The 22,470-nt window shown below is 71.4% G+C and carries 19 protein-coding genes and 1 pseudogene; 11 read left to right on the top strand and 9 right to left on the bottom strand.

Features of this window, described 5'->3' with window-relative positions:
- Nucleotides 1-15 precede the first annotated feature (15 nt).
- Nucleotides 16-876, top strand: coding sequence for a tyrosinase family protein (locus tag ACQPZG_RS00960; protein ID WP_433543824.1), 861 nt, complete (start codon nucleotides 16-18; stop codon nucleotides 874-876).
- Between the two features lie 80 nt (nucleotides 877-956).
- On the opposite strand, the gene ACQPZG_RS00955 is transcribed toward ACQPZG_RS00960, so the two are convergent.
- Entirely contained in the window at nucleotides 957-1,223 is a 267-nt protein-coding gene (locus ACQPZG_RS00955; protein WP_433543823.1) for a chaplin, read from the bottom strand.
- 256 nt (nucleotides 1,224-1,479) lie between these two features.
- Here ACQPZG_RS00955 and ACQPZG_RS00950 point away from each other — a divergent pair, with 256 nt between their 5' ends.
- Nucleotides 1,480-2,151, top strand: coding sequence for a formylglycine-generating enzyme family protein (locus ACQPZG_RS00950; RefSeq protein ID WP_433543822.1), 672 nt, complete (start codon nucleotides 1,480-1,482; stop codon nucleotides 2,149-2,151).
- 70 nt (nucleotides 2,152-2,221) lie between these two features.
- Here the strand turns inward: ACQPZG_RS00950 and ACQPZG_RS00945 are convergent, their stop codons facing one another.
- Nucleotides 2,222-3,322 (bottom strand): hypothetical protein, encoded by a 1,101-nt coding sequence (locus tag ACQPZG_RS00945; RefSeq protein ID WP_433543821.1) that lies wholly within the window; start codon nucleotides 3,320-3,322, stop codon nucleotides 2,222-2,224.
- 152 nt (nucleotides 3,323-3,474) lie between these two features.
- Here ACQPZG_RS00945 and ACQPZG_RS00940 point away from each other — a divergent pair, with 152 nt between their 5' ends.
- A complete protein-coding gene (locus ACQPZG_RS00940) occupies nucleotides 3,475-4,416 on the top strand; it encodes a glycoside hydrolase family 19 protein (protein WP_433543820.1) in 942 nt (313 codons plus the stop codon).
- Between the two features lie 538 nt (nucleotides 4,417-4,954).
- Here the strand turns inward: ACQPZG_RS00940 and ACQPZG_RS00935 are convergent.
- Complete coding sequence (locus tag ACQPZG_RS00935) at nucleotides 4,955-5,266, bottom strand: NIPSNAP family protein (protein WP_433543819.1); 312 nt, start codon at nucleotides 5,264-5,266, stop codon at nucleotides 4,955-4,957.
- A gap of 200 nt (nucleotides 5,267-5,466) precedes the next feature.
- On the opposite strand from ACQPZG_RS00935, the gene ACQPZG_RS00930 reads away from it, so the two are divergent.
- Nucleotides 5,467-6,063, top strand: coding sequence for a hypothetical protein (locus tag ACQPZG_RS00930; protein ID WP_433543818.1), 597 nt, complete (start codon nucleotides 5,467-5,469; stop codon nucleotides 6,061-6,063).
- 121 nt (nucleotides 6,064-6,184) lie between these two features.
- Here the strand turns inward: ACQPZG_RS00930 and ACQPZG_RS00925 are convergent, their stop codons facing one another.
- Nucleotides 6,185-6,394 (bottom strand): hypothetical protein, encoded by a 210-nt coding sequence (locus ACQPZG_RS00925; RefSeq protein WP_433543817.1) that lies wholly within the window; start codon nucleotides 6,392-6,394, stop codon nucleotides 6,185-6,187.
- A 424-nt stretch (nucleotides 6,395-6,818) separates the two neighbouring features.
- Between ACQPZG_RS00925 and ACQPZG_RS00920 the strand changes: the two genes are divergently transcribed.
- The 6 genes from ACQPZG_RS00920 to ACQPZG_RS00895 all read left to right on the top strand — a co-directional run bounded on the left by ACQPZG_RS00920 (nucleotide 6,819) and on the right by ACQPZG_RS00895 (nucleotide 12,810).
- A complete protein-coding gene (locus tag ACQPZG_RS00920) occupies nucleotides 6,819-7,133 on the top strand; it encodes a hypothetical protein (protein WP_433543816.1) in 315 nt (104 codons plus the stop codon).
- A 73-nt stretch (nucleotides 7,134-7,206) separates the two neighbouring features.
- A complete protein-coding gene (locus ACQPZG_RS00915; protein ID WP_433543815.1) occupies nucleotides 7,207-7,374 on the top strand; it encodes a hypothetical protein in 168 nt (55 codons plus the stop codon).
- A 51-nt stretch (nucleotides 7,375-7,425) separates the two neighbouring features.
- The gene (locus ACQPZG_RS00910; protein WP_433543814.1) at nucleotides 7,426-7,722 is read left to right on the top strand and encodes a hypothetical protein; all 297 of its coding nucleotides are present in this window, start codon (nucleotides 7,426-7,428) and stop codon (nucleotides 7,720-7,722) included.
- Nucleotides 7,723-7,958: 236 nt separating this feature from the next.
- A complete protein-coding gene (locus tag ACQPZG_RS00905; RefSeq protein WP_433543813.1) occupies nucleotides 7,959-9,851 on the top strand; it encodes a hypothetical protein in 1,893 nt (630 codons plus the stop codon).
- A gap of 472 nt (nucleotides 9,852-10,323) precedes the next feature.
- Nucleotides 10,324-11,037: an AAA family ATPase gene (locus ACQPZG_RS00900; protein WP_433543812.1), complete on the top strand. Its 714-nt coding sequence runs from the start codon at nucleotides 10,324-10,326 to the stop codon at nucleotides 11,035-11,037.
- Nucleotides 11,038-11,355: 318 nt separating this feature from the next.
- Nucleotides 11,356-12,810 carry a WGR domain-containing protein gene (locus ACQPZG_RS00895; protein WP_433543811.1) on the top strand — a complete coding sequence of 485 codons (1,455 nt, stop codon included), beginning with the start codon at nucleotides 11,356-11,358 and terminating at the stop codon, nucleotides 12,808-12,810.
- A 464-nt stretch (nucleotides 12,811-13,274) separates the two neighbouring features.
- Here ACQPZG_RS00895 and ACQPZG_RS00890 read toward each other — a convergent pair whose 3' ends face one another.
- The 5 genes and pseudogenes from ACQPZG_RS00890 to ACQPZG_RS00870 form a co-directional block, all read right to left on the bottom strand.
- Nucleotides 13,275-13,529 carry a hypothetical protein gene (locus tag ACQPZG_RS00890; RefSeq protein WP_433543810.1) on the bottom strand — a complete coding sequence of 85 codons (255 nt, stop codon included), beginning with the start codon at nucleotides 13,527-13,529 and terminating at the stop codon, nucleotides 13,275-13,277.
- 238 nt (nucleotides 13,530-13,767) lie between these two features.
- A complete protein-coding gene (locus ACQPZG_RS00885; RefSeq protein WP_433543809.1) occupies nucleotides 13,768-15,378 on the bottom strand; it encodes a protein kinase domain-containing protein in 1,611 nt (536 codons plus the stop codon).
- The gene (locus ACQPZG_RS00880; protein WP_433543808.1) at nucleotides 15,375-16,994 is read right to left on the bottom strand and encodes a serine/threonine-protein kinase; all 1,620 of its coding nucleotides are present in this window, start codon (nucleotides 16,992-16,994) and stop codon (nucleotides 15,375-15,377) included. The genes ACQPZG_RS00885 and ACQPZG_RS00880 overlap by 4 nt, the downstream gene beginning before the upstream one ends.
- Before the next feature lie 996 nt (nucleotides 16,995-17,990).
- Nucleotides 17,991-18,545, bottom strand: a pseudogene (locus ACQPZG_RS00875) (hypothetical protein); the annotation flags it as partial.
- Nucleotides 18,529-19,575 carry a hypothetical protein gene (locus ACQPZG_RS00870; RefSeq protein ID WP_433543807.1) on the bottom strand — a complete coding sequence of 349 codons (1,047 nt, stop codon included), beginning with the start codon at nucleotides 19,573-19,575 and terminating at the stop codon, nucleotides 18,529-18,531. The gene ACQPZG_RS00870 and the pseudogene ACQPZG_RS00875, both read right to left, overlap by 17 nt.
- A 299-nt stretch (nucleotides 19,576-19,874) precedes the next feature.
- Between ACQPZG_RS00870 and tap the strand changes: the two genes are divergently transcribed.
- A complete protein-coding gene (gene tap, locus ACQPZG_RS00865) occupies nucleotides 19,875-22,250 on the top strand; it encodes a telomere-associated protein Tap (RefSeq protein ID WP_433543806.1) in 2,376 nt (791 codons plus the stop codon).
- Nucleotides 22,251-22,470: the final 220 nt, after the last annotated feature.

The following is a 22,470-nucleotide window of genomic DNA, read 5'->3' as shown; positions in this document are numbered from 1 at the left end:
GGAGGAACCGCACCGGTGCACACTCGCAAGAACCAGCGGAACCTGACCCGGACGGAGAAACGGCGGCTGGTCGCCGCGTTCCTCGAACTCAAGCGGTCCGGACGCTACGACGAGTTCGTGTCCCTGCACGGCCAGTTCTACACGGCCGACGGCGAGAACGGACCGCGGGCCGCTCACATGACCCCGTCCTTCTTCCCGTGGCACCGACAGTTCCTCCTGGCCTTCGAGCAGGCGTTGCAGGCCATCGATCCGACGGTGTCGGTGCCGTACTGGGACTGGACCACGGACAACACCCCCGCGGCCTCGCTGTGGGCGGAGGACTTCCTGGGCGGCAACGGCAGGAAGGGCGACCAGCAGGTCATGACCGGACCGTTCGCCCACCGGAACGGCAACTGGCAGATCTCCGCCTCCGTCACCGAAACCCGCTTCCTCACCCGGAACTTCGGCGGCCCCCGAGGCACGGTGACCCTGCCCACCAAGGAGGACGTGGCCTGGGCGATGCAGGACCCCGTGTACGACTCGGCCCCTTGGGACAGCAGGTCCGCCAGGGGCTTCCGCAACAAGTTCGAGGGCTGGGCGTCGAGCGCGACGGACAGGGGGACCAACCACAACCGGGTGCACCGCTGGGTCGGCGGCGTCATGGTGGGCGCGGTGTCGCCCAACGACCCCGTCTTCTGGCTCCACCACGCCTACGTCGACCTGCTGTGGGCGCGCTGGCAGCAGGCGCACCCCCGCTCCGGATACCTGCCGGCCGCCCCGCTCGGAGAGGGCGATCCGCAGCGGGGCAGGGTCTACAGCCTGCACGAGAAGCTGCCGCCGTGGAACCTGACGTCCGCCCAACTGCTCGACCACAGTTCGCTGTACCGCTACGCCTGACCTCGTGCGGCCCGGCCGCACGGGACGCACCGCGGCCCCCCGACACAAGTGGTCGAGGGGCCGCGGGAACCGAACCGGGATCAGCTGCCGTAGCCGCCGTGGTGCTCGTCACCGTTGACGCAGTTGTTGCCGAACGCCGGGTTGAGCAGCCCGATGACGTTCACGGTGTTGCCGCAGACGTTGACCGGAATGTGGACGGGAACCTGAAGCTGGTTGCCCGACACGACACCGGGGGAGTTGGCGGTGATGCCCTGCGCCTCGGCGTCGGCGGTGGCCACACCGGCACCGCCGGCCATGAGGGCACCGGCACCGGCCACGACAGCGGCAGTCTGGGCGAAACGAGACATCAGTTCTCCTTCGAGGAAACACGGCGACCGCAGTATTGCGACCGCCACGGCATGTCAACGCGTGGCGAGGCGGCTGGTAACGGCCCGGACGCGAAACTCGGGTGCGGGACCTACCCGAGTGGAGCAACGGCCGCCGCGCCCCGTGCGGTACCGCCCTGGCGGAGCCCGGTGCCGGAGCCGTCCGTCGAGGGCGGCCGGGGGAGGAGGGGACACCGCCGAGTCGTCCCGGCAGCCCGTCTCGTAGGATCCCCTGATCATGGACGCGCTGACGGGGACCGAGATGATCGCCATTCCGCCGGGGCGGGTGACCCTGTCGGACCGGCGGACACAGCGCAGTTGGCAGGTCGAGCTCGCGCCCTGCCGACTCGCGGCGAGTCCGGTCACCCAGGCGTTGTACGCACGGATCACCGGCCGGCGGCCGAGCACCACCCCCGGGGACCGGCTGCCCGTGGAGAGCGTGTCCTGGTGGGACGCGGTGCGGTTCTGCAACGCCCTGTCCCGGCACGAAGGGCTCACGTCCGCGTACCGCTTCGGTGCCGGGGCCGAGGAGATCGAGTGGGACACGTCCGCCGACGGTTACCGGCTGCCGACCGAGGCCGAATGGGAGCACGCGTGCCGTGCCGGTGGGGCGGGGCCCCGCTACGGGGACCTCGACGAGATCGGCTGGTACCGCGGCAACTCCCACGAGCGCCTGCACGCGGTGGGCGGCAAACGCCCCAACGCGTGGGGACTGCACGACATGCTCGGCAACGTCTGGGACTGGTGCTGGGACGTCTACGACGCCGAGGTCTACGGCACGTACCGGGTGCTCCGGGGCGGCGGTTGGTTCGACGAACACTGGAGCTGCCGCGCCTCCGCACGCCGCCGCAGCCACCCCTCCTACCAGGTCGACGACGTGGGCTTCCGCCTGGCGCGCTCCCACGGGTGAGGCCCCCGCTGCCGCGGGCGACCGCGTCTCATCGCACCCTGCACACAGGGGCGTTGGGCCATGGGGCGGATCAGCGGCAGGACATTCTCGCGGCGACCTCGTTCAGGACCGCCCGCTTCATCGCCGCGTAGTGCGGGTCCGGCCCGGAGGCGAAGACGTGGACGTACCTGGTGTCGTTCCCCCGGGCGCAGGCCAGGGCGGTGGCGCCGTCGCGGTCGTAGCGCAGGTCGTGGGGCGAAAGCTTCGGGGGGCGGCCGGGCGTCACCTGCACGGTGGTGCGCACGCCCGTCGGCGAGAAGGCGTCCAGGATGCCCTTGTCCCGCAGGACGAGCGCGCTCAGGGCACCCAGGTCGTTCTCCTTGTCCGAGCGGTGGGTGAGTCGGCACCTGCTGATCGTGCCACCGGCCAGGGAGCCCCACTGCTGAAGGTCCCCGACACCCCGTTCCGCGAGGCTCTCGCCGACCGGCAGGCCGCAGGGGGCCTCTCCGGCGCCGAGCGCCACCGGTTCCAGCGCCTGCCGGCCGAAGGCCCGCGGCTCGGGGAAGGGCTCGCCGCCGCAGCCGTCGACACGGGAGTTGCCCACGGCGACCAGCATGCGCGCCGCCAGGTCCGCGGCGGCCGTCCGGTCGCGTCGCGCGCCGGGGACGTCGACGTTGACGACCCTGTCCCGGCACTGGGGGAGGTGGAGCCAGCCGTCGACCCGGTCGCCGCGCACCGTGACCATTCCGGGCAGGTTTCCCGGCAACGGGTGCCCGCCGAGGTTCCACCACAGGCGCGTACCGAGCGGCGCCTTCATCACGGTGGCGCCGGCCCGCCAGTCGCCCCGTTCCACGGTGCAGGAGGGATCCTCCCAGGTGTCTTTCTCCTCCGTGACCTCCCAGTCCGCGTCACCGGGATCGGCGGCTGCCGCGCTCGCCAGGAGGGAGCTGTCGACGGAGTCCCAGCACACCCGGTCCGGGAGGCCGCTCCACGGCAACTGGTGGTTCATCGCGGCCCAGCCGAAGCTGCCGACCACGGCGAGCCCCAGGGTGAGGGCCGCCCAACGCAGCTTCCCCCGTGGCGGCTTCGCGTCGTCGGGCGGTGGACCTGTGTCGTCGGGCGCTGGACCTGCGCCGTCGGGCGGTGGACCTGCGTCGTCGCTCCGAGCAGTGCGGTCTTCGCTTTCCCCCATGAGGGGCGACCCTAAAACCTGACTGTTCGCCGGAGCAACTCACGCGGGGGCCGAGGGCTGCACTCCCCCAGTGAGAATTGGTCTGGACCTTGACAGGTCCAGACCAATGCGGTTTGCTCGGGCCACTCTCCCCCCACCGAGGATGTGGTGACGTGTCACGTACCCGTATCTCCGCAACAAAGCCCTCCCGTACCCTCGCCTCTCTCGCCGCCGCGGCTCTCCTCGCGGTGCTGCTTCCCCTCTTCGCCACCGGCACCGCCGTGGCCGCCGGCGCGGCAGCGGCCGCCTCCTGCGCCGCCGTCTGGAACTCCGGCGCGGTCTACACCCAGGGAACGGCCGTCTCGCACGGCGGTCGCAACTACCAGGCCAAGTGGTGGACACAGGGCGAAACGCCCGGCACCACCGGCCCCTGGGGCGTCTGGGCCGACCAGGGCGCCTGTGGCGGAGGAGGCCAGGACCCGGATCCGGACCCGTCCGGATTCGTCGTCTCCGAGAGCCAGTTCCACCAGATGTTCCCGAACCGCAACAGCTTCTACACCTACGCGGGCCTGGTCGACGCGCTGAAGGCGTTCCCCGCCTTCGCCAACTCGGGCAGCGACACCGTCAAGCGTCAGGAGGCCGCGGCCTTCCTCGCCAACGTCAACCACGAGACCGGCGGGCTGCGGTACGTCGTCGAGCAGAACACGGCGAACTACCCGCACTACTGCGACGCCGCCCAGCCGTACGGCTGCCCGGCCGGACAGGCCGCCTACTACGGGCGCGGCCCCATCCAGTTGAGCTGGAACTTCAACTACAAGGCCGCCGGTGAAGCCCTCGGCCTCGACCTGCTGCGCAACCCGTACCTGGTCGAGCAGAACCCGTCCGTGGCCTGGCGCACCGGCCTCTGGTACTGGACAACCCAGACCGGCCCCGGCACCATGACCCCGCACCACGCGATCGTCAACGGGCGTGGCTTCGGCGAGACCATCCGCTCCATCAACGGCTACCTGGAGTGCGACGGCCGCAACCCGGCGCAGGTGCAGAGCCGCATCAACAGCTACCAGAACTTCACCCGGATCCTGGGTGTCGACCCCGGATCCAACCTGAGCTGCTGAGCAGTCCGACCAGCCGCGGCGACCGTCCCGTGCACCGGGCCGGTCGCCTCCGCCGGGAGCACGAACCTCGTACGGTTCGTGCCCCCGGCACAGCTGTGTCTCCCAGGGAACCGACGGCGGGCAGACGCGGCGCACGTCCGGCGGGCGGTCAGCGCGGAGGCGGCGGCGGGAGCGGACCTCCCGTCCGCCGTCGTACCGGCTCGGGCTTCAGCGAGTCAGCGAAACGGCGGAGAAGCGGGGCCCGCTCCACCGTGCGGCAGCCGGAGATCCGGTCACTGTGCTTCGCCGTCCGTTCCAGGACCTGCCCGACGTGGTGCAGGGTGCCCCAGGGTGTGGACCCGGTGGGGGATGATCACCACAGCGATGCGCGAGCCGCCGGGGCCGCCGAGCGCCTCTTGCGGCCCCGTCGGGTCGAGGTTGCCCTTGGACGGCTCGTCGCTGTCGAGGTCCCTCCGGGCCTCGGGGCAGGGCAGGCCCCGGGCCTGGGAGCCGCGCGGTTCCACGCCGGCACGGCTGGTGCGCCAGAAGACCGCAACTCCTAGGACACGGCGTCGAGCGGTCGCAGGAAACGGCGCTCGTACCGTTTGATGCAGCCGGTCCGGCGCGCCAGCGCGAATGCTTCCTGGCATTCCGGGTCGGACATGCTGTCCGTGCGGTACTGCTCGTACGCGGCGAGGCCGGGGAAGGAGAACAGCGCGTAGGCGATGTCGCTGTCGCCCTCGCTGGGGAGGAAGTAGCCGTGGTGCGTCCCGCCGAAGCGGTTGACGAGCCGCACCCAGCGGCGGCCGTACTCCTCGAAGTCCGCCAACTTGTCGGCGTCGATCTCGTACTTCAGATGCACTGTGATCATGCCCTCATCATGCCCGGTGCCGGTGCCGGTGCCGGTGTTGGTGTTGGTGCTGGTTCGTGGCCGTGAGCCGGTGGCCGAAGTCGCCAGGTGCCGGGTCCGTGACGGACGGGTCCCCGGTGCCGGGGTCGGCCGTCGTTCCAGGACTGTGCCTGCGGAGAAAATACGCGACGGCTTCTCGCCGGTCGTGCCAGTGTGCGGGCATGAGGAAGACCGGGACGCCAGAGGGGTGTACGGCCTCCGCCGCCGGACGCGGTGATGCGCGGGGGAGTCTCTACGCCTACCGGGTGCGCGGGCTCGGTCGCAGCGGGCTCGTGCTGTGGATCGCCGGCGAGGACGACGGACCCGATCAGGTGCTGACGTCGCCAGGAGCTGATCGCCGCCAGGTCCCGGTGTTCCTCACTCTTCGGCAGGCACGCGTGTACGTGGGCCGACGGGGGCGCCGACTCGCCGGTCCCGAGGCGAACACCCTGGAACTCGCCCGCGTCCAGCACTGGCTTGAGGACCCGGTGCGCCGACGCGTCCCCTGGGGCGCGGTGTTGGAGGCGTGGAACTTCTTCGAGGACCTGGCCCGAGGACTCGCCCAGCCGCACCGACTGCCCCAGCAGAACTCCGTGCACGACAGCGCCTACGAGAAGCTGTTCGGAGGCGAGCACGCGGAATGGACTCCCGCGGAACAGCGCGCAGTACGGGAACTGATCGCGGCGGGGGTGGAGCTGTGGAACTCCTGCCCCGTGCTCGTCAAGCCGCCGTCGCGCCCGGTCTGCGACGGCGGACGGGGCGTCCGCCGCGATCTGTGACGCGGCGCCGGTCGGCGGGAGCGGTTCCGCTCGCCGCGGCCGCGACCGAGGTGGCGGGCGCGTTGGCGTAGGCGGTGGGTTCCTCGCGGATGCCCATCGAGGCAAGCGCCCCGCACTCCGGTCAGGATCCGTCCCACACACCCAGTCGCTTGAGCCTGCGCTGCCGGAGCCGCTCCAAGGCGGCCGACAGCCCGAAGACGACGCCGAGGACCATCCCCGCCGACACGGCGAACAGCAGGTCTTCGGTATTGCCTTCGCGCGACATCGCCAGGCCGAGGAGCGTCAGGGGCACGGCCACGCAGAGGCCGGCAGCGACGGGACGCCGAGCCACCCACTTCTGGGTCCGGGTCGGACGGCGCTGCCCGCCCAAGGCCCGGTCCACGGTCCAGAACGCATCAGCCAGGGACCGCTTCCAGTTCGCCGCGGCGGCAGGACAGGACACTCGCCGTGCCGGGATTCGTCCGGGGGCTGCTCAAGTGGCCGCGGCCGGTGGCCGGGTGACGGTCGTCCTGCGGTGGGAGCACGCGATCGCCGTACCTGCCGTGGTGTGCCGTCGCCCGGGGCGCCACCCACCCGCGACCGCAACCCAGTGATCACCTCGATCGGGGTCACGCCGCTGCGGCCCGGAGCACCGTCGCCCCGTTGTCGCCGGGCATGACCGGCGAGAACGCGGCCGTGGACGTGCCGACCACGGGATGTCATGATCACGTGAATGTCCGGCGCGGGCCGGGTCGCGAAGTCTCGCAAGGAGGGACATGAGGCTCTACCTCGGCACAGCGGTCATCGCGCTGGCGTTGCTCGTCGCCGCTTCGGGCACCGCGGCGGTCACGCGCGGGTGGGTGCTTCCCTGGAACCGCAGACACGTCCGCCGCCCGCAGCCCTACGGATGGGGACAGTTGCTCATCGCCCTCGCGCTCTGCTGCCAGGCGGTGTTCGGGCTGATGACCCCCCACCTGGGCACTCGGCAGTGGGGAACGTCGACCGGCAGCGTGCTGATGGTGACGGGCATCCTCGTGATCGCGGCGAGCCGACGCACGGTCGGTCACCGGCAGCGCGACGGCGCGCCCTGAGCGACGTCCCGGAGCAGGACGCCGGATCCCGCCGGCACCGATCGCGTCCACCCGCAACAGCATCTGGAGCAACATGTCCGCACGACGCCACGGAGCGTTCCTGGCCGCCGCCGGGGCCGCAGTGGCCCTGGCCGGGGCAGCGATGTACGTGCTGCCCGGCCCCGGTCTTCCCGTCCTCGTTCTCGGCCTCGCCGTGTTCGTCGCCGGCCTCGTCATTGTCGCCGTCGCCCGCCGTGGCTGACGTGCCACCGAACCCGCAGCAGACCTCGGCCCGCGCGGCCCGGCACCGGTCTTGCCCGGCGTTCTCCTCCAGAACCGGCTGCGCGGTCGCGATCACCGTCTCGCACCGCTCCGCGAGTGCCGCGTCATGACGGCGTCATGGTCCTGGCGGCGCGAGATCGGATCGGTCGGCCTCTGGTGGAGCACACTCACACTCGTCCTCTGGCTGCTGAGTCGCAGCACCGGTCAGCCCACGGACGTCCTGCGGTGCGCCGCCTCCGCAGCGCTGCTGGTCACAGTGGGGGAGGTCGGGGACCGGCTTCGCCGCAAGTACTCGACGCTCAAGTCACGGCGCGGCAACCGGTGTTGACGGATCCGGGAGGGGGCCGCAAGGGCTCGGGCGTCGGCACCTGCCGCGACAGGCGTGCCCACACGTGAACCACCGCGCGTAGGTGGCGACAGCCTCCGACTCCTACGCGGTCGGAGCCGGGGTCGCGGCCGGGAGAGCGGCCGTAGCGGCAGCAGGCCGGACACGGCGCGGCCGGTGACGGGCCTGCTGAGGTCCCCGGAGCAGGCCGTCGCCTCGACCCTGGTCATAATGCGCCAGTGAACAGACCTCCCCTGCCGTTGCCCGCCGAACACATACCGTCCGGCACTGTCCAGTGGCGGACTCCGGACGCCGGGCGCTGGCTCGCCGCCGCTCCCGCCCGGTGGGCGCATCCCCGGTGGGCGCTGGCGGCGTTGGCCGCCTCGCTGATCTGGTACATCGCGGCGGCTCCCGTCGAGCCCTGCACGTCCGCCGCCCCGTGCGGTACCGACTGGCCGGGCCTCGGCACAGCCGTCGTGCTGCTGTTGACCCTGTACTGGGTGTGGCGGCAGCCGCGGCTCGCGCTCGCGGGGCTCGCGGTGGCGCTGACGGGGTCCGCCGTGGAGCGCGGCTTCACCTCGGCGCTCGGCGAACCGTCCGCGCTCGCGTTCCTGGTGGCCGCCGCGTTCGCCACGGCGGGGCTCGTCCACCGGCTGGCCGCCGCGGGACGGCAACGGGCGCGGATCCTGGAGGCGGCCGGGCCGGTCGGGGAACTGCTGCCTCCCGCCGCGCGGACGTTCCGCCGGGGCCGGCTCTCCTTCGTCCTGGCCGCCCTCCTGCTGGGCGTTGCCGGGTTCGGCTGCGTGCAGGTGCAGCAGGTCGTCGACGCGTACGAGGAGCGGGCCGCGGGCGCGACCCAGCTGTCCGGACGGGTCACCGCTCTGGACTCGGACGACGACAGCGACACCGTCACCGTGGAGACCGAGGGGCGTGTCCATCGCTTCGAGACGGCCTACCCCGAGGACTTTCCCGTGGACAGCCGGGTCGACGTGCTCGTGGACGGTGACTGGTCGGCGCTGGTCGCGGAGCCGTACGACGCCATCGGCTGGGAGCTGCTGGTACTGGTCGGCTCCGTCGCGGGGCTGGCGTTCCTCGCCAACGGCGTGGACGGGCGGACGCGCGCGCTGCGGCTGCGGAGGGGGCCGCTGCCGGCGCTGCACGTACTGGTGCGCGAGGATCACGAGGACGGCCGCACCTGGGTGTTCGCCGCCGACGACCCGCACGGCCTCCGGCCGATCCTGCACTTCCATTCGCTGCACGCCTTCGAGGACGACGAGGACGACGAGGACGACGAGGATGAGGAGGACGTGGACGGTGACGATGACGACGAAGCCGTCATCGAACTCGACAGGATCAAGGAGATCCTCAAGGGCGAGGACCCTCCCCCGCCGTTGCGGGAGGCCGTGCTGTACGGCGTTCCCTGCACCGGCGCCGAGGTCGTCTTCGTCGCGTTCGACGACGAGGACGACATCGAGGTGTCGGTGCAGTGCAGCGTCACCGCGGTGAAGCCGGCCGTCCCGGAATCTGCGGAGCGCCGGCCGCGGCGCCGCGCGAGGAAGAACCCTCAGCCGTCCAGGGACGAGATCACCGCCGGTATGACTCCCACGACGGGCCCGCGCGAGTGGACGGCGCACGGAGTCTCCCGCGGCGTGGGCCTCGGCCTGCTGCTGGTGCAGGGCGGTGGCATCTGGGCCGCCTTCGACGACGCGCCGTCGTGGCACTTGCTGTGGCTGGCCGTGAGCGTGCCGTGGTTGGTCACGGTCGTGGCGACGGCGCTCGCCTGGCGTATCACCGCCGACCGTGACGGGCTGTGGGTGACGGGCGCGTGGCGCGTGCGGCGGGTCCGGTGGACCGAGATCCTCTCCGTGCGGCACGCCGACGACGGCATCCGCGTCGATCGGGTCAAGGACTCCGCCGTCGAGATCTCTCCCACCGGCTGGGCCTGGCTGGAGCGCCGCCTGGGCCGCGAGCCGCATGCGGTGCGCACCGCACAGGAGCTGCGGGCACTGCTGCTCGAACCGGAGCTGCGCCCGCTGGAAGAGGCGCCGACGGGGCAACAGGGCATGCCGATCGGGCCGTTGCTGGTGGCCCTGTCGGTGCTGTGGGGTGTGGCGGTGCTGCTGCTGTGGTGACCGGGCCAAGGGCCTCGCGCAGGTCCGTGGCCTGTGGGGGTCACCTCTCAGGGGCGGTTTCAGCCGGGTCCGGGGGCCCGTGGTGCGACCCTGTACCGGCCGTACTGGAGAAGGGTTTGAACGAGCAGGACGGGCAGAGCGACGCGAACCGATCCGCTCGCGTGCGGTCGGGGTTCGGCGGTGAGGGTGCCGTGGAGCAGGTCGGCGTGTTCGTGCAGCCGATCAGGCCCAGGCGGGGGCTGGGCAGGGCAGCGGCCGGGTGGGTGACGGTGACGGCGCCGAAGTGGTGGGGCGTCGTGCCACACACGCGCCTCGGTACGGGCACCGGGAGCGTGCGTGCGGACGTCGGTCAGGGCTTCTCGGGCGGTGCGGTGGACGGTGCGTCGGGCCGTGGTGTCGAGGCCGGCCGGGAAGTTCGCCGGTCCGGGAGGTCGCGATGCCGTGGTGTGCCCCGCCGGGTGACACTGGTGGGGTGATTGTCGAACGCGCATATGCCCACCTGTCGACGTACGACGAGGATGCCTGGCCGTGGTCGGTGCCCTGCGTACGACAACTGCTCGACGAGGGGCTGCGTTTCACCGCGCCGGTGACCTTCCTGGTGGGTGAGAACGGGTCGGGCAAGTCGACCCTCGTCGAGGCACTGGCGGAGGCATTCGGTCTGGACTCCTACGGCGGCTCCCACGACTGGCGCTACGCGTCCTCGCGCGAGAAGTCGGTTCTCGGCGCGCGCGTGAGGTTCGACGCCGCCACGGGGCGCGGGCGCCGCATGGTCGCCAGCTGGTCCGCGCGCAAGGGCTTCTTCCTGCGTGCCGAGACCGCGCTGGACGCCCTGGGCAGGGAGGGGTTCTCGCCGGACCATGTCAGCCATGGTGAGGGCTTTCTCGCTGCGTTCCGGGGAAAGTTCCTGCACGCCGGGCTCTACGTTCTCGACGAGCCGGAGGCAGCGCTCTCCTTCACTTCGTGCCTCGAACTGATCGGGCACATCGACCGGTTGGCCAAGGATGGCGGTCAGGTCGTCTGTGCCACGCACTCCCCCCTGCTGACCGCACTGCCGGGCGCGGACATCATCGAGGTCGGCGAGCACGGTATGCGGAGGGTCGCCTGGCGGGAGCTGGGCGTCGTGGACCACTGGCGCCGTTACCTCGCCGACCCGCACGCCTATCTGCGGCACATCGTCGAACCGTAGGCGGACCCCCTCGTCCCCCGACTCCCGTCGGGCGCCCGAGGCCACCGGGCGGACCGGAGGGCTCCGATCCCAGCAACAGGGCCGGCGCCGAGGCCGACGACAGGCCCGGCTCCGAGGTCGACGACAGGCCGGCGGCGAGGTCGACGACAGGCCGGCGCCGCCAAGGCCGGTACGAAGCCCGGTGCCAAGGCAGGCGCCGCCAAGCCCAGTGCCAAGGCCGGCGAGAGCCACGCCGGGAGCGTTGTCAGTGCCCTCCCTTACCGTTCGATCAATGGAATTCGCCGGACGGACGGCGGATGCACAGGGGAGGGGTCTGCCATGTCCCATGGTTCCGCCGTGGTGTCGACGACGTATCTGGAGCTGTCCCAGGAGGACGGCGCGGCGCACAAGTTCTACGAGGTGGCCGTCGCAGACCGGATCGTGACCGTGCGGTACGGGCGGATCGGCGCCGAGGGGCAGACCCAGACCACGACGTTCGCGACGGCGGACAAGGCGGAGGCCGCCGCCGCGAAGAAGATCGGCGAGAAGGTCCGCAAGGGGTACGCCCCGGCGGTCCTGGGACAGCGCCAGCCGCGCGCGGTCACCAGGCGGCAGGTCTCCTCCACACCGTCCACCGCGCGCGCCGCCGCACCCGTGCTGTGGCGTTTCCGCACCGGTTCGGCCGCGTTCGGCATCCACGTCGACGACGAGCGCTGCTGGGTCGGCAACCAGCGTGGCGACGTGTACAACCTGGATCACGAGGGCGGTGTGCTGGCCCGTTTCCGCCTGCCGGACGGGGTGAAGTGCCTGGTCGCCGACGACTTCTGGATCTACGCGGGCTGTGACGACGGCAAGGTGTACGACCTGTCCTCGAAGCTGCCGTTCGCCGCCTACGACATCGCGGCGGACGTGGACATCTTCTGGCTGGACATCCACGAGGGCGAACTGAACGTCTCCGACCGCGACGGCCGCCTCACCGTCATCGACCACGAGGACGAGCACCAGTGGGCCCGCCGCAGCCAGGGCGAGCACGCCTGGATGGTCCGTGCCGACGACCGGGCCGTCTACCACGGTCACAGCAAGGGCGTCACCGCCTACGCGCCCGACGGCAGCGGGGAACTGTGGCACGCGCGCACCAAGGGCGGCGTGCTGTTCGGCTGGCAGGACGGCGACGTGGTGTACGCGGGCACCGCGCACAAGGCGGTCCAGCGGCTGTCGAAGAACACCGGCGCGATCGAGGCCACGTACACCTGCGACAGCGCCGTGTACTCGTGCGCCACCTCGCCCGGCGGCCGGTTCGTGTTCGCCGGTGACGCCTCCTCGTCCGTCTACTGCTTCGACCAGGACGGCACCCGGCTGTGGAAGCTGGGCACGGGCGACGGCTCCGCACTGTCCATGCAGTACCACGACGAGCGGCTCTACCTGGTGACCACCGACGGCTCGCTGGTCTGCGTGGACGCGAGCGAGGCGGCGGTCGCGGCCGCCCAGGCGGGCACGGTGCCGGTGGCGCGGGACGTCAAACTGGCAGCCGCCATGCCCGCCAACGCGCCGGCCACGACCGCGGGCGCCCTGGCCGCGGTCTCGCAGGCGCCCAGTGGGGCGATCGTCGTGGAGTGCGTCCAGGAGGCGAGCCAGGTGCGGGTGCGCGTGGTGTCCGAGGGCTACGACCGTTCGCTGAACGTCCAGTTCCCCCGGGCCATCCGTGAACCCGGCGCCCGCTATGTGGTGGACGCCCTGCACACGGCGGCCGGCGGTTTCTACCGGGTGCGCGGAGACATCCAGCGACTGCTCTGACGCCCTTCACCGGACCGAGCCGGACCACCGGTCCCTGGAAGCACACGGCAGCGGCTCGCACGGGGCCGCCGGGGAGCGCCCGGGTCGGCGCGCGCACGCCTCGCGCCCCGCGGCATCGCTCCGTCCCGGCTGCCCGGATCCGCGCCCCCTCCGGTCCGGCCCATCGGCCGTCGACGGGGGCAGTCCGACCGCCGCTTCCGCGACACGCCGTCGGCCACCAGGTCGAAGCCACCCCCGACCAGTGAGGCTGCCGCACTCGTGCGCAGGCAGCAGGCAAGGGGGGCGAGGCCCCTCGTGCGCAGGCAACGGGGGCGATGTGCTCAGCGAGGACGCTTGGCGCGTTTCGCCGCCTCGCGCGCGGTCGCCCTGCGACCGGCGTCGGGTCCGGGGGACACGGCCGCTCAACACGAAGGCTCATGCACCGCAGTGATGCGGTGCATGAGCCTTCGCGCTACGAGAGGTGACTAGTCACCGGTGACCGAGGAGCGCGAGAGGTCGAAGCCCTCGATGCTCGACCTGGACGCGCCGCCGGCCTCGGCGGTGAGACCGAACGGGCCACCGATGTTGTAGCGCTCGTAGCCGTCCCTGCGCTCCTCGTCGTAGCGGTGGCCGGAGACGTTGGCCGTGTGCGCACCGAGGTCGTCGTCGGCGACTGCGGGCGTGACGGACAGGAATCCGGCAGCGGTGACACCGGCAAGGATGAACGCAATGCGACGCATGTTTTCTCCTGTTGAGAGGGGAGTCGAACAGCTCCATCTCATCGCACGAAACACAGCACACCGTGGCATTGCTCTGTCTGTCGGCGTGGTCGGCGTGGTCCGGGCATGTCGAGCTGTTCGCCCGGGAGAGCCTGCACCGGGGCCGCCGGTTCAGCTTCAGCGGGGTGCCACGACCGGACCACGGCCGTTCCGAGCCGCCTCCTGGCGTCCGGCCGCTGCCCCGGTACGGCTGGTCGGCTCAGTCGGGCATGGCCGCGATGGCGGCGCGGGCGATCTTCTTGGCCTCCGCCTTGCAGGTCGACGCGGGGTGTTCCTTGCCGCCCAGGGCCACGCGCACCACGAGGTTGCCGTCGCGGACGTAGAGGCTGCAGTGCTCTTCAGGATCGGGATAGGTCTGGTGAGGGGCGCTCCAGTACGCCTCGTCGCCGAACCCGAGGTCCGTCTCCGGGGTCTCCTTGGCGGCGTCCTCCCGGAACTTCTCGCGCTGCTGGTCGGTCTCGTGGTCGTCGTCCTTGTCGTCGCGCTTCAGTTCCCAGCCGACGAACGCGTGCACCTTGTCGGTCAGGCCCGTGATCCTGACCTTCTCGGGGTCGCCGGACATCTTTCCCCACGCGCAGCTCGTCGAGGCGCCCTTGTAGCCTTCGCGGTAGTGGTCGAGTTCCTTCGTCCGTGCGGGCAGGGGCAGTTGGCCGGCCGCCTCGGAGCAGACCGGCGCCTTCGTGTAGGTGTCGGGTTCGACGGGCAGGTCCCGCAACGCGTACGCTCCGGCGCCGACACCGGCGACCGCGAGCACACAGGCCGCCGTCACGGCGATGTTCCTGCGCGTCCTTCGCCGGGGCAGGGCCGGTGCGGGACCGGCCGGCCGGGTCAGGACGGCGGTGCGCGGCGCGTCGGGGGCAGCGGGTCCGGGGTCCGGCACGAGGGTGCGGTCCGTGTCGCCGAGCAGGCGGTCGATGTCGGCCCGCTGGGCGGCGATCGTCCGGTGCACGGCGGGCGGCCAGGGGCGGTCTGCGGGCGTGATCCGGCCGAGGAGCGTGCGGAGTTGCTCCGGGGTGGGGCGGGCCGCCGGATCCTTGGCCAGGCAGGGCCCGACGACCTCGCGCAGTGCCGGGGTCAGGGCGGACAGGCGGGGCTCCGCGTGCACGACGTTGTAGAGGGTCCCCGCCACCGACGTGCCCTGGAAGGGACTGTCGCCCGTCGCGGCCATCGCCAGGACCGAGCCGAGCGAGAACACGTCGCTTGCCGGGGTCAGTTCGCAGCCCTCGGCCTGTTCCGGTGACATGAACGCGGGCGAGCCGACCACCCAGCCGGTCTGCGTCAGCTCGGTCCAGCCGGCCTGGGCCGGCTCGGTCGACCCCGTGCTCTCGGCGACGCGCGCGATGCCGAAGTCGACGACGCGTAGGCCGTCCTCGCCGAGCAGGACGTTCTCGGGCTTGAGGTCCCGGTGGATCAGTCCCGTGCGGTGGATCTCGGCGAGCGCGGCGGCCAGTCCGGCGGCGAGGCGACGCACGGACTCCTCCGGCAGCGGGCCCGACTCCGCCACGACCGCGCCCAACGAGGGCCCGTTCACGAACACCGAGGCCAGCCACGGCGTCCGCGCCTCCGCGTCGGCGTCCATCACGGCCGCCGTGTACGCACCGGACACCCTCCGCGAGGCGGCGACCTCGCGCCGGAAGCGGGCGCGGAACCCGGCGTCGTCGGCGAACCGCGCGTGCACCTGTTTGACGGCGACGAGCCGCCCGTCCGGCGCGGAGCCGAGCAGCACCCGGCCCATTCCGCCCCGGCCCAGCTCGGCAAGGAGGCGATAGGCCCCCACGGTGTCCGGGTCGGCCGGCCCCAGCGGCCTCATCGTCGGGACTCCGCCAGCTTGAGGGCCGACTTCCCTGCGGCCTCGGCGATGTCCCGGGCTTCGGTTTCGGCGTACCGCGAGCTCTCCACGGTGACGTTGAGCCTCATGTTGATGTGCCGGGCGTACAGGTTGGCCGTGTTCCGTTGCCAGTACGCCTCCTCACCGACGCCGACGTCAGCGCGCTCGTACGACTGGCGGGCGGAGGCGTAGCCGCTCTCGTACCTTTCCTTCGCGAGCTCGGCCCCGGTCCTGCCGCTTTCCGAGAGGTGGCGGTTCCAGCTGACGAACAGCCTGTCCCCGTACCGGTTGTTCCAGAAGCACTCGTTCGTCTCCTGCGGTGTCCTGCCGACAGCCTCCAGGTTGCCGCTCGGATCGCCGTAGCCCGCAGGTACGACCATCTTTCCCTTGGCCTCCTTGCAGGACGGCACCCGCTGGGTGTACTTGTCGCGGACCTTCGACAGGGGCGTCGTCCCCGAAGTCGGGACGGTGTCGCCGTCACCCGCCTCCTGTGACGCGCTCGTCCGGCTGTCTTCCCCACCGCCGCCCGGCGGCACGGAGTTCAGGGCCGCCACCGTGACCGCCACCACCACCGCGGCGGCCCCCACCAGCCACCAGGTGCGCCGGTGACGGGGCGCGGTGGCCGGCGGCTCGGGCGGGGAGGGTGTCGGGGGCTCGGGCTCGGCCGGGATCCTGGCGGGTGCCGTGACGGCGAAGGCACCGGGCGGGGCATGCGAGGCGATCAACTGCTCAATTTTCGCGCGCTGTTCGGCCGCGAGCCGGTGCACTGTCCCGGGCCACGGCCGGGATGCGGGCGTCACCGGGCCGATGGCCGTGAGGAGTTCCCGCGGCGAGGGGCGTTCCGACGGGTTCTTGGCCAGGCAGGACTCGATCATCGGCCGCAACCCCGGCGGCACCGCATCCAGGTCCGGCGGGGAATGCGCGACGTGGTAGAGCACGCCGGGCACGGACGTACCCGCGAACGGCGGCCGGCCCGTGCTTGCCCGCACCAGGGTCGAGCCGAGCGAGAACACGTCGGTCGCGCCGGTCAGCGGCAGCCCCTGAACCTGTTCCGGCGCCATGAAGGGCGGCGAACCCACCATCGCGCCGGTGTGGGTGAGCTTCGTGTGCCCCTCGGCGGCCCGCGCGATGCCGAAGTCGATGACGCGCACCCCGTCCGCGGCGAGCAGTACGTTGGACGGCTTGAGGTCACGGTGGACCAGGCCCGCCCCGTGCACGTCGGCCAGCGCCTGGGCGAGGCCCGCCGCGAGCAGCCGCACCGCCTCTTCCGGCAACGGACCTGCGGCGTCGAGAGCCTGGCTCAGCGTGGGACCTGGTACGAACTCCGAGGCCAGCCAAGGCTCTTCGGCCTCCGCGTCGGCGTCGAGCACGGCCGCGGTGTACGCACCCGACACCTGGCGCGATGCCGCCACCTCGCGCCGGAACCGGGCTCGGAACCCGCTGTCCTCGGCCAGGTCGGCGTGCACCTGCTTGACCGCGACGAGCCGGCCGTCGGGTGCGACGGCGAGCCGGACGCGCCCCATCCCGCCCTGGCCGAGTTCGGCCACCGCCCGGAACGGACCTATGAACGACGGCCCGGCCGGCCCGATTGCGCGCATGACGCCCTGCCCCTCCCCGTGAAGGACCCTCCGGCCCCGAAGCGAGAGGATCATACAAACAAACGCCTCACCGAAGGACGGGAACGCTGCCAACTGCGAAGCCGCTGGCCCTCCTTGGCCCCCTGGGCGTGACACGGAACGCCGCGGCCTGCGCGAGGGCCGGTGCGGCGTCGGCGTGTGCCCTGGGCCCGACGGGCGGAGAGGGCGCCGATTGCCCGGCTGGAACCGCACCCCCACTCGGCGGCCGGTCGCTTGCCGGTCCGTGTGCCGAGCGACCGCTCCGGGTCGACGACGCAGCGCGGGTCTCACGCCGTACGGGACCCTTCGGCACGTCGCCGCTGGACCTGCGACACCAGGTCCTGAAGCCGTTTCGCCCGTACCCCTTCCCCCGCGACCCACTCGTTCAGTCGCGTGCGCAGTTACCGCGCCATGTGCAGTCCGTGGCGGCGCAGGGCTGACCGGCTCACGGAAATCTCTTCCCGGACCTCTCGCCGGAGATCATCGCTCCGGCCCTGCTTCCGGTCGCCCTCGCTCGGAGGAGCGGTGAGAGCGGTCACCGTCTCGTCGAGGACGGCGAGCAAGTGTCCATGACTCCTCCAGAATGGAGGCCCGAGTGCCCCGGCAGGTACTGCGACGACGGACTCGCCCACTCTCACGCGCATGCGCCGACCATCGCTTCACGTCCTGCGTGCCGGTCGGGAGTTCCTCGTCAACGGCGGGCCCGATGATCAAGGAGACGCCAGAGATGACCGACACCGTCGTTGAGCCCGAGCCCGGTGAGGAGCTGGTGCGTCAGCCGTTGGATTGACACACCCAAAACACCCTGACGAACTGACGTCAGTAGCGCTGTAATGTGGCCCCTGTGGCAACCCGAACGCTCAGCGGCGGGGCCGAGGGTTCGGCGTTCGGGAGTCAGTTGCCGACCAGGCGTCATGCATCGAGCCCGCCGTAGATATGGGCCCTCAGGCAGTGGGGGGCGCTGAAGCCTGAGGCTTAGCCGCGGTAGATGGCGATGAGCGAGTCCTTGCCTCGCCACCAGGTGTCAGCGAGTCCCTGGACTTCGGGTACCAGCTCGAATCCGTCGAGGTTCAGGTCCTCGACGGCGGTGCCTTTGATCTTCGTGATGGTCTTGGCCCAGTAGCCCGCGTGGCTGGCCAGTGCCAGAGCTTCCACCCATCCCTCTGTGCTGGCGTGCAGCGGCGTCCAGTGGTCAGCATCGATCCCGAACTCACCTCCTGGCCCGATCATGAACCCGTGGGCCATGGAGACGCGACAGCCGCCGGCCGGGAACCGCCATCCGTTCGCGGCCGAGCCCTCGGGGGCATCGGCTTCCAGAACGCGCGGGCCGCCCTCGTATTCGGGGGCCGGGGGCAGTGCGAGACCACCCCAGCGCTCTTGGAAGGCGACAGCCCGGTCGATCTCGGCATCCGGAATCCCTTGCTTGAGCCATATCTCCCGAAAAAGCTTGAGGTCGCGGTGTGGAACACGCAGCCCGTGTCCCTCGACGAAGTACCGAGCTCGCCGACTCAAGCCTTCAGGCGCCTGAGGCATTAGCGGCACTCGGGGGTCCGCCGTCACGGTTACTGCCTCTCGTTGGAGAGATTGGTACGGCCGGGTGCGGCGGTGCCGACGGCTGCGGAGCGCTGGACCAACGGACGGGGTCGCCGCCGGGGCTGCCGGTGAGCCAGGAACCGTCGCCCAGGGGCACCAGCTCGTACGGGTTGTTCGCCTCGACAGTGAACTCGCCGCTGAGGGTGCCCGTGCGTACGTCGACCAGGTGGTAACGGAACCACTCCTCCTCGTCCTGACTCTCACCGCCCAGGGTGACGATGGCCGTGTCCTCGCTCAGGTAGCCGCCGCTCCATTCCACGAAGCAATCCTCCGGGTCGAACCCGAAGGCTTCGACGGGGAGGGTGAAGAGCACGTCCCCGTTGGGGTGGCCGTGGAAGGCGACGTCCGCCTGCCCGTGGTCCACGGTCATGAACTGGTGCCCGGACGGAGCCAGGTCGATCAGGCAGCGGTCCTGCCACGGGTAAGTCACGAACTCCGGTTCACTGTCCGCTCTGACCGTGCCCCGGAGAATGACGGAGCCGTCCTGGCCCTCACCGATGTCGAGGTAGATGCTGCCGTCCACGGGATGCACGTGGTGGAAGGCGCCGTGCCCGACCGTCTCAAGCTTGCGGCGGGCGAGAACCACACCGCTGTCGGCGTCGTGCACGACCCACTGGTCTCCGCCCGCGCGGCCCGCCATCGCGTCCGGCCGGTAGACCCACACCGTCCGACCGTCCCGCGACAGCACACAGTTAGGTCGGTGGCCATGGCGTACGTCAGAGCGCGGTTCGAAGTCCGAGGCCCACATGAGGTCGCCGGCGCGCGTAAGGCAGACGACCTCGTTCAGCGTCGTGTACACGACCCGCTCCAAATCCTGCCGGACCACCGACGCTACGACCTCCTCACCATCCCGCGGCTGGAAAACCGCTGCGGGCTCCAGCGTCCCGTAGACGCCGACGCCCACGACGTAGGCGTGGATCCGCCCGTCGCGGAGACTCGTGATGACCTTCGGGGGCGGCTCGGGAATCATCCGCTGAGGCTAACGCCCAGCTCAGGAACCTCATGAGCTGGGGCGGTGTGGGCCCGAGTTGGGTAGGCACGGGCTAGCTGCAACGCTCAAGGGCCAGCGAAAGCACTAAGTCGCAACAACACAGCGTTACGCAAGCGAGATCCGCCAACTACTGTGCTCGTCCGCCAAGTAGAAACCTCGGTCGCACGCGGGCTAGTGCAACGCACGGATACACGACACCCGTGCTCAATCGAAGCGCAAACGGCGAGCAAGGATTGTGCGTTTGGGGTAGGGTCCGGTCGGGATGGAGGCCAAACTGTATGACCAACGACGAAGGGGCACTGTTCAGTGCGGTCGACGCGCTGCTGGAACAGGTTGCCCAGGACCCCTTGCCGCCGCCCGCGGAACGCAAGCGTCTGCGGGAGGCTGCCGGGCTGAGCCAGGAACAGATCGCCAGAGCGCTCACCGCCCGGCGCGAGTCCGTCGGGAACTGGGAGGCGGGCCGGAGCGAGCCACGACCGCCGAAGCGTGCCGCGTACGCCCGGCTGCTGGAAGGTCTCGCTGCCCGCTTCCCCGCCCCGGCCGCCGACGCACCTGTCGCCCTCCCGGCCGCTGAGTCGCCCGCCGTCGCACCGGCCACCGACGCACCCGCCGCCCTCCCGACCGCCGAGAGGCCCGGCGTCGCCGCCGCCGAAGCGCCCCCGGCCGCCCCGGCCCCGACGGCACCGGACGCGTTCACTCGCGCGGCCCCGGAACCGGTCACGGAACCGGCCCGGGAACCCATCGCGGAACCGTTCGGGGAACTTGTCACGGGACCGGTTGGTGAACCCGTTGCGGAACCGGCCCGGGAACCCGCCCCGGCGCCCGCCGCCGGACCGCTGTCCCGCCCAGGGGTGCGCCGTCCCGCCCAGCCGACGGCCGCGGCGTCGCGGCGTCCGGCGGCGAAGCAGGCGGGGGCCAGGAAGGGCACGGCGACGGCCGCACCGGCCGACCCGCGCTTCGAGAACGGCCCGCTCGCCGTCATCGACTGCGAGGACGGGCAGGTGTCGGCGTACTGCGTCGGCGGACTCGTCCTGGACGTACCCGCCAAGTCGCTCCCGGCGCTCGTCGACTGGACGCTGACCGAGGCCCGGCTCGGGCAGACCCGGCTGCACCGGCACGGCCGCGACGCCGACCCGATCCTCGTCCTCACCGCGTCCGCGCTGGAGCGCTACGGCCTGCCCGCCACCCTCTCGGAGGAGGAGCGGAACGCGAGCCGGCTGCCGGACAGCCACAAGGTGGTCAAGCAGATCGCCAGGGCCGGCCTTCAGCTCACCCAGCGCGGTCTCGGGCCGTGGGCCCGGGTCTTCCGCGAGCCCGAGGGCTCCAGGCGCCGCTGCGTGCAACTGTGCGTCCTGCCATGGAACGCCCTGGACGCCCGGGAGTGGGACAAGAAGGACGCCCCGCAGCTGCCGACGATGCACCCGGCCGACCTCGCCCGCTACCTCGGTTTGTACGCGGAGCGGGTGACGACGCCGCGCGGCAGCACCGCGACCACCGGCCTGGAGCTGATGACCGCGCTGCGCCCGCCCACCCGCGCGGAGAAGGACCCGGCCACCGGCGAGTTCGTGCGCGCCTACAACGAGGACGCGCTGATCGCCCGGTACGACGTGGTGGAGTGCGAGGTCCCCGACGAACACCCGGTCCTCAGAGGGAAGTTCGCCCGGCACCACCTGCGCACGCCGGCCGAGATGCTGATGGAGGAGCCCTACGACTGGTGCCGGCCGCTGACCGACGAGGAGTGCGCGAACCAGTTCCTGGTCGCGGTCGACATCAACATGTCGTTCGCCGCCGCCGCGAACGGGCTCACCGTCGGGCTGAACGGACCGACCCACCTCACCGGCCACCCGGCGTTCGACGCGTCGCTGCCCGGCTCGTGGCTGGTCGACCTCAGCCATGTCGACCTCTCCCGCGTCCGTGTCAACGGCCGCACCGTCGACGGCGACCGGCTCCCGAGCCCGTTCACGCCGAAGGGCGAGCGGCCCGAGGGCCCGGCCTGGTACGCCACGCCCACCGTCGCCTACGCGGTGGAACTCGGCTTCGACGTCGCGCCGATCGAGGCGTACGTGCGTACCCACAACGGCCGCTACCTGGACTCCTGGTACAAGCGGCTGCGCGACGCGTATGTGGAGACGATGGCCGACATGGGCGTCACCACCGGCCTCGGGGGAAGCGAGTTCCTGGACGCGATGGCGCGGCGCAAGCAGGTCGACCCGACGATGGCGCTGCTGGAGACCGCGATCAAGGCCACGGCGAAGGGCGGCATCGGGAAGTTGCGCCAGCGCAGCCGGGGGCAGGTGCCGTACTACGAGGAGTACCCGGCGCTGAAGCGGGAGACGTGGCGTCCCGACATCCGGGCCGCCGTCCTGGCGAACCAGCGTGTGGGCCTGCACCGGAAGCTGATGAAGACGGCGGCCGCCGCCGACCTGTACCCGGTCTCCATCGGCACCGACGCCGTCGTCTACCCCTCGCCCGGCCCGTCCCCGCTGGACATCCTGCCGCGCACGGAGGAAGGCAAGCCGGTACCGGGCACGTTCCGGCTCGGGGTCTCGCCCGGGATGGTCAAGCACCAGGGCACCCGGACCGTCCTGTGGGCGGAAGCGCAGTTCGAGGAGCGCGGCGGCGTCTTCAACGTCGCCAACCTGATCAAGATGTAGGTACTCAGAATCCGCGTCATGTTCTCGGAAACAATGACCTCTGAGCAGCACTTATGACACGGATCTGAGATCCGAGTGTGAGGAGTCGTCGTACCAGAAGTCCCGGCGAGAGCGCGATCTTTCCTGGCTACTTGGTCTCGACGGGTTGGGGACCACAGCGCAGTCCCCAACCGGGTTCTTCCCCAAACTCCAGTGCGGATGGGGCATGAGAACTGATCGG

Source organism: Streptomyces sp. CA-294286 (genome assembly GCF_050947155.1).
Classification (GTDB): Bacteria; Actinomycetota; Actinomycetes; order Streptomycetales; family Streptomycetaceae; genus Streptomyces.
The sequence above is the reverse complement of the archived record's forward strand: the minus strand, read 5'-3'. Positions and strand labels throughout refer to the sequence as shown.

What these genes read in the sequence shown, in the direction of transcription:
- ACQPZG_RS00955 (WP_433543823.1), bottom strand. Translation starts at nt 1,223, where the DNA reads ATGTCTCGTTTCGCCCAGACTGCCGCTGTCGTGGCCGGTGCCGGTGCC.
- ACQPZG_RS00950 (WP_433543822.1), top strand. Translation starts at nt 1,480, where the DNA reads ATGGACGCGCTGACGGGGACCGAGATGATCGCCATTCCGCCGGGGCGG.
- ACQPZG_RS00945 (WP_433543821.1), bottom strand. Translation starts at nt 3,322, where the DNA reads ATGGGGGAAAGCGAAGACCGCACTGCTCGGAGCGACGACGCAGGTCCA.
- ACQPZG_RS00935 (WP_433543819.1), bottom strand. Translation starts at nt 5,266, where the DNA reads ATGATCACAGTGCATCTGAAGTACGAGATCGACGCCGACAAGTTGGCG.
- ACQPZG_RS00930 (WP_433543818.1), top strand. Translation starts at nt 5,467, where the DNA reads ATGAGGAAGACCGGGACGCCAGAGGGGTGTACGGCCTCCGCCGCCGGA.
- ACQPZG_RS00920 (WP_433543816.1), top strand. Translation starts at nt 6,819, where the DNA reads ATGAGGCTCTACCTCGGCACAGCGGTCATCGCGCTGGCGTTGCTCGTC.
- ACQPZG_RS00915 (WP_433543815.1), top strand. Translation starts at nt 7,207, where the DNA reads ATGTCCGCACGACGCCACGGAGCGTTCCTGGCCGCCGCCGGGGCCGCA.
- ACQPZG_RS00895 (WP_433543811.1), top strand. Translation starts at nt 11,356, where the DNA reads ATGTCCCATGGTTCCGCCGTGGTGTCGACGACGTATCTGGAGCTGTCC.
- ACQPZG_RS00890 (WP_433543810.1), bottom strand. Translation starts at nt 13,529, where the DNA reads ATGCGTCGCATTGCGTTCATCCTTGCCGGTGTCACCGCTGCCGGATTC.
- ACQPZG_RS00885 (WP_433543809.1), bottom strand. Translation starts at nt 15,378, where the DNA reads ATGAGGCCGCTGGGGCCGGCCGACCCGGACACCGTGGGGGCCTATCGC.
- ACQPZG_RS00880 (WP_433543808.1), bottom strand. Translation starts at nt 16,994, where the DNA reads ATGCGCGCAATCGGGCCGGCCGGGCCGTCGTTCATAGGTCCGTTCCGG.
- ACQPZG_RS00870 (WP_433543807.1), bottom strand. Translation starts at nt 19,575, where the DNA reads ATGATTCCCGAGCCGCCCCCGAAGGTCATCACGAGTCTCCGCGACGGG.
- tap (WP_433543806.1), top strand. Translation starts at nt 19,875, where the DNA reads ATGACCAACGACGAAGGGGCACTGTTCAGTGCGGTCGACGCGCTGCTG.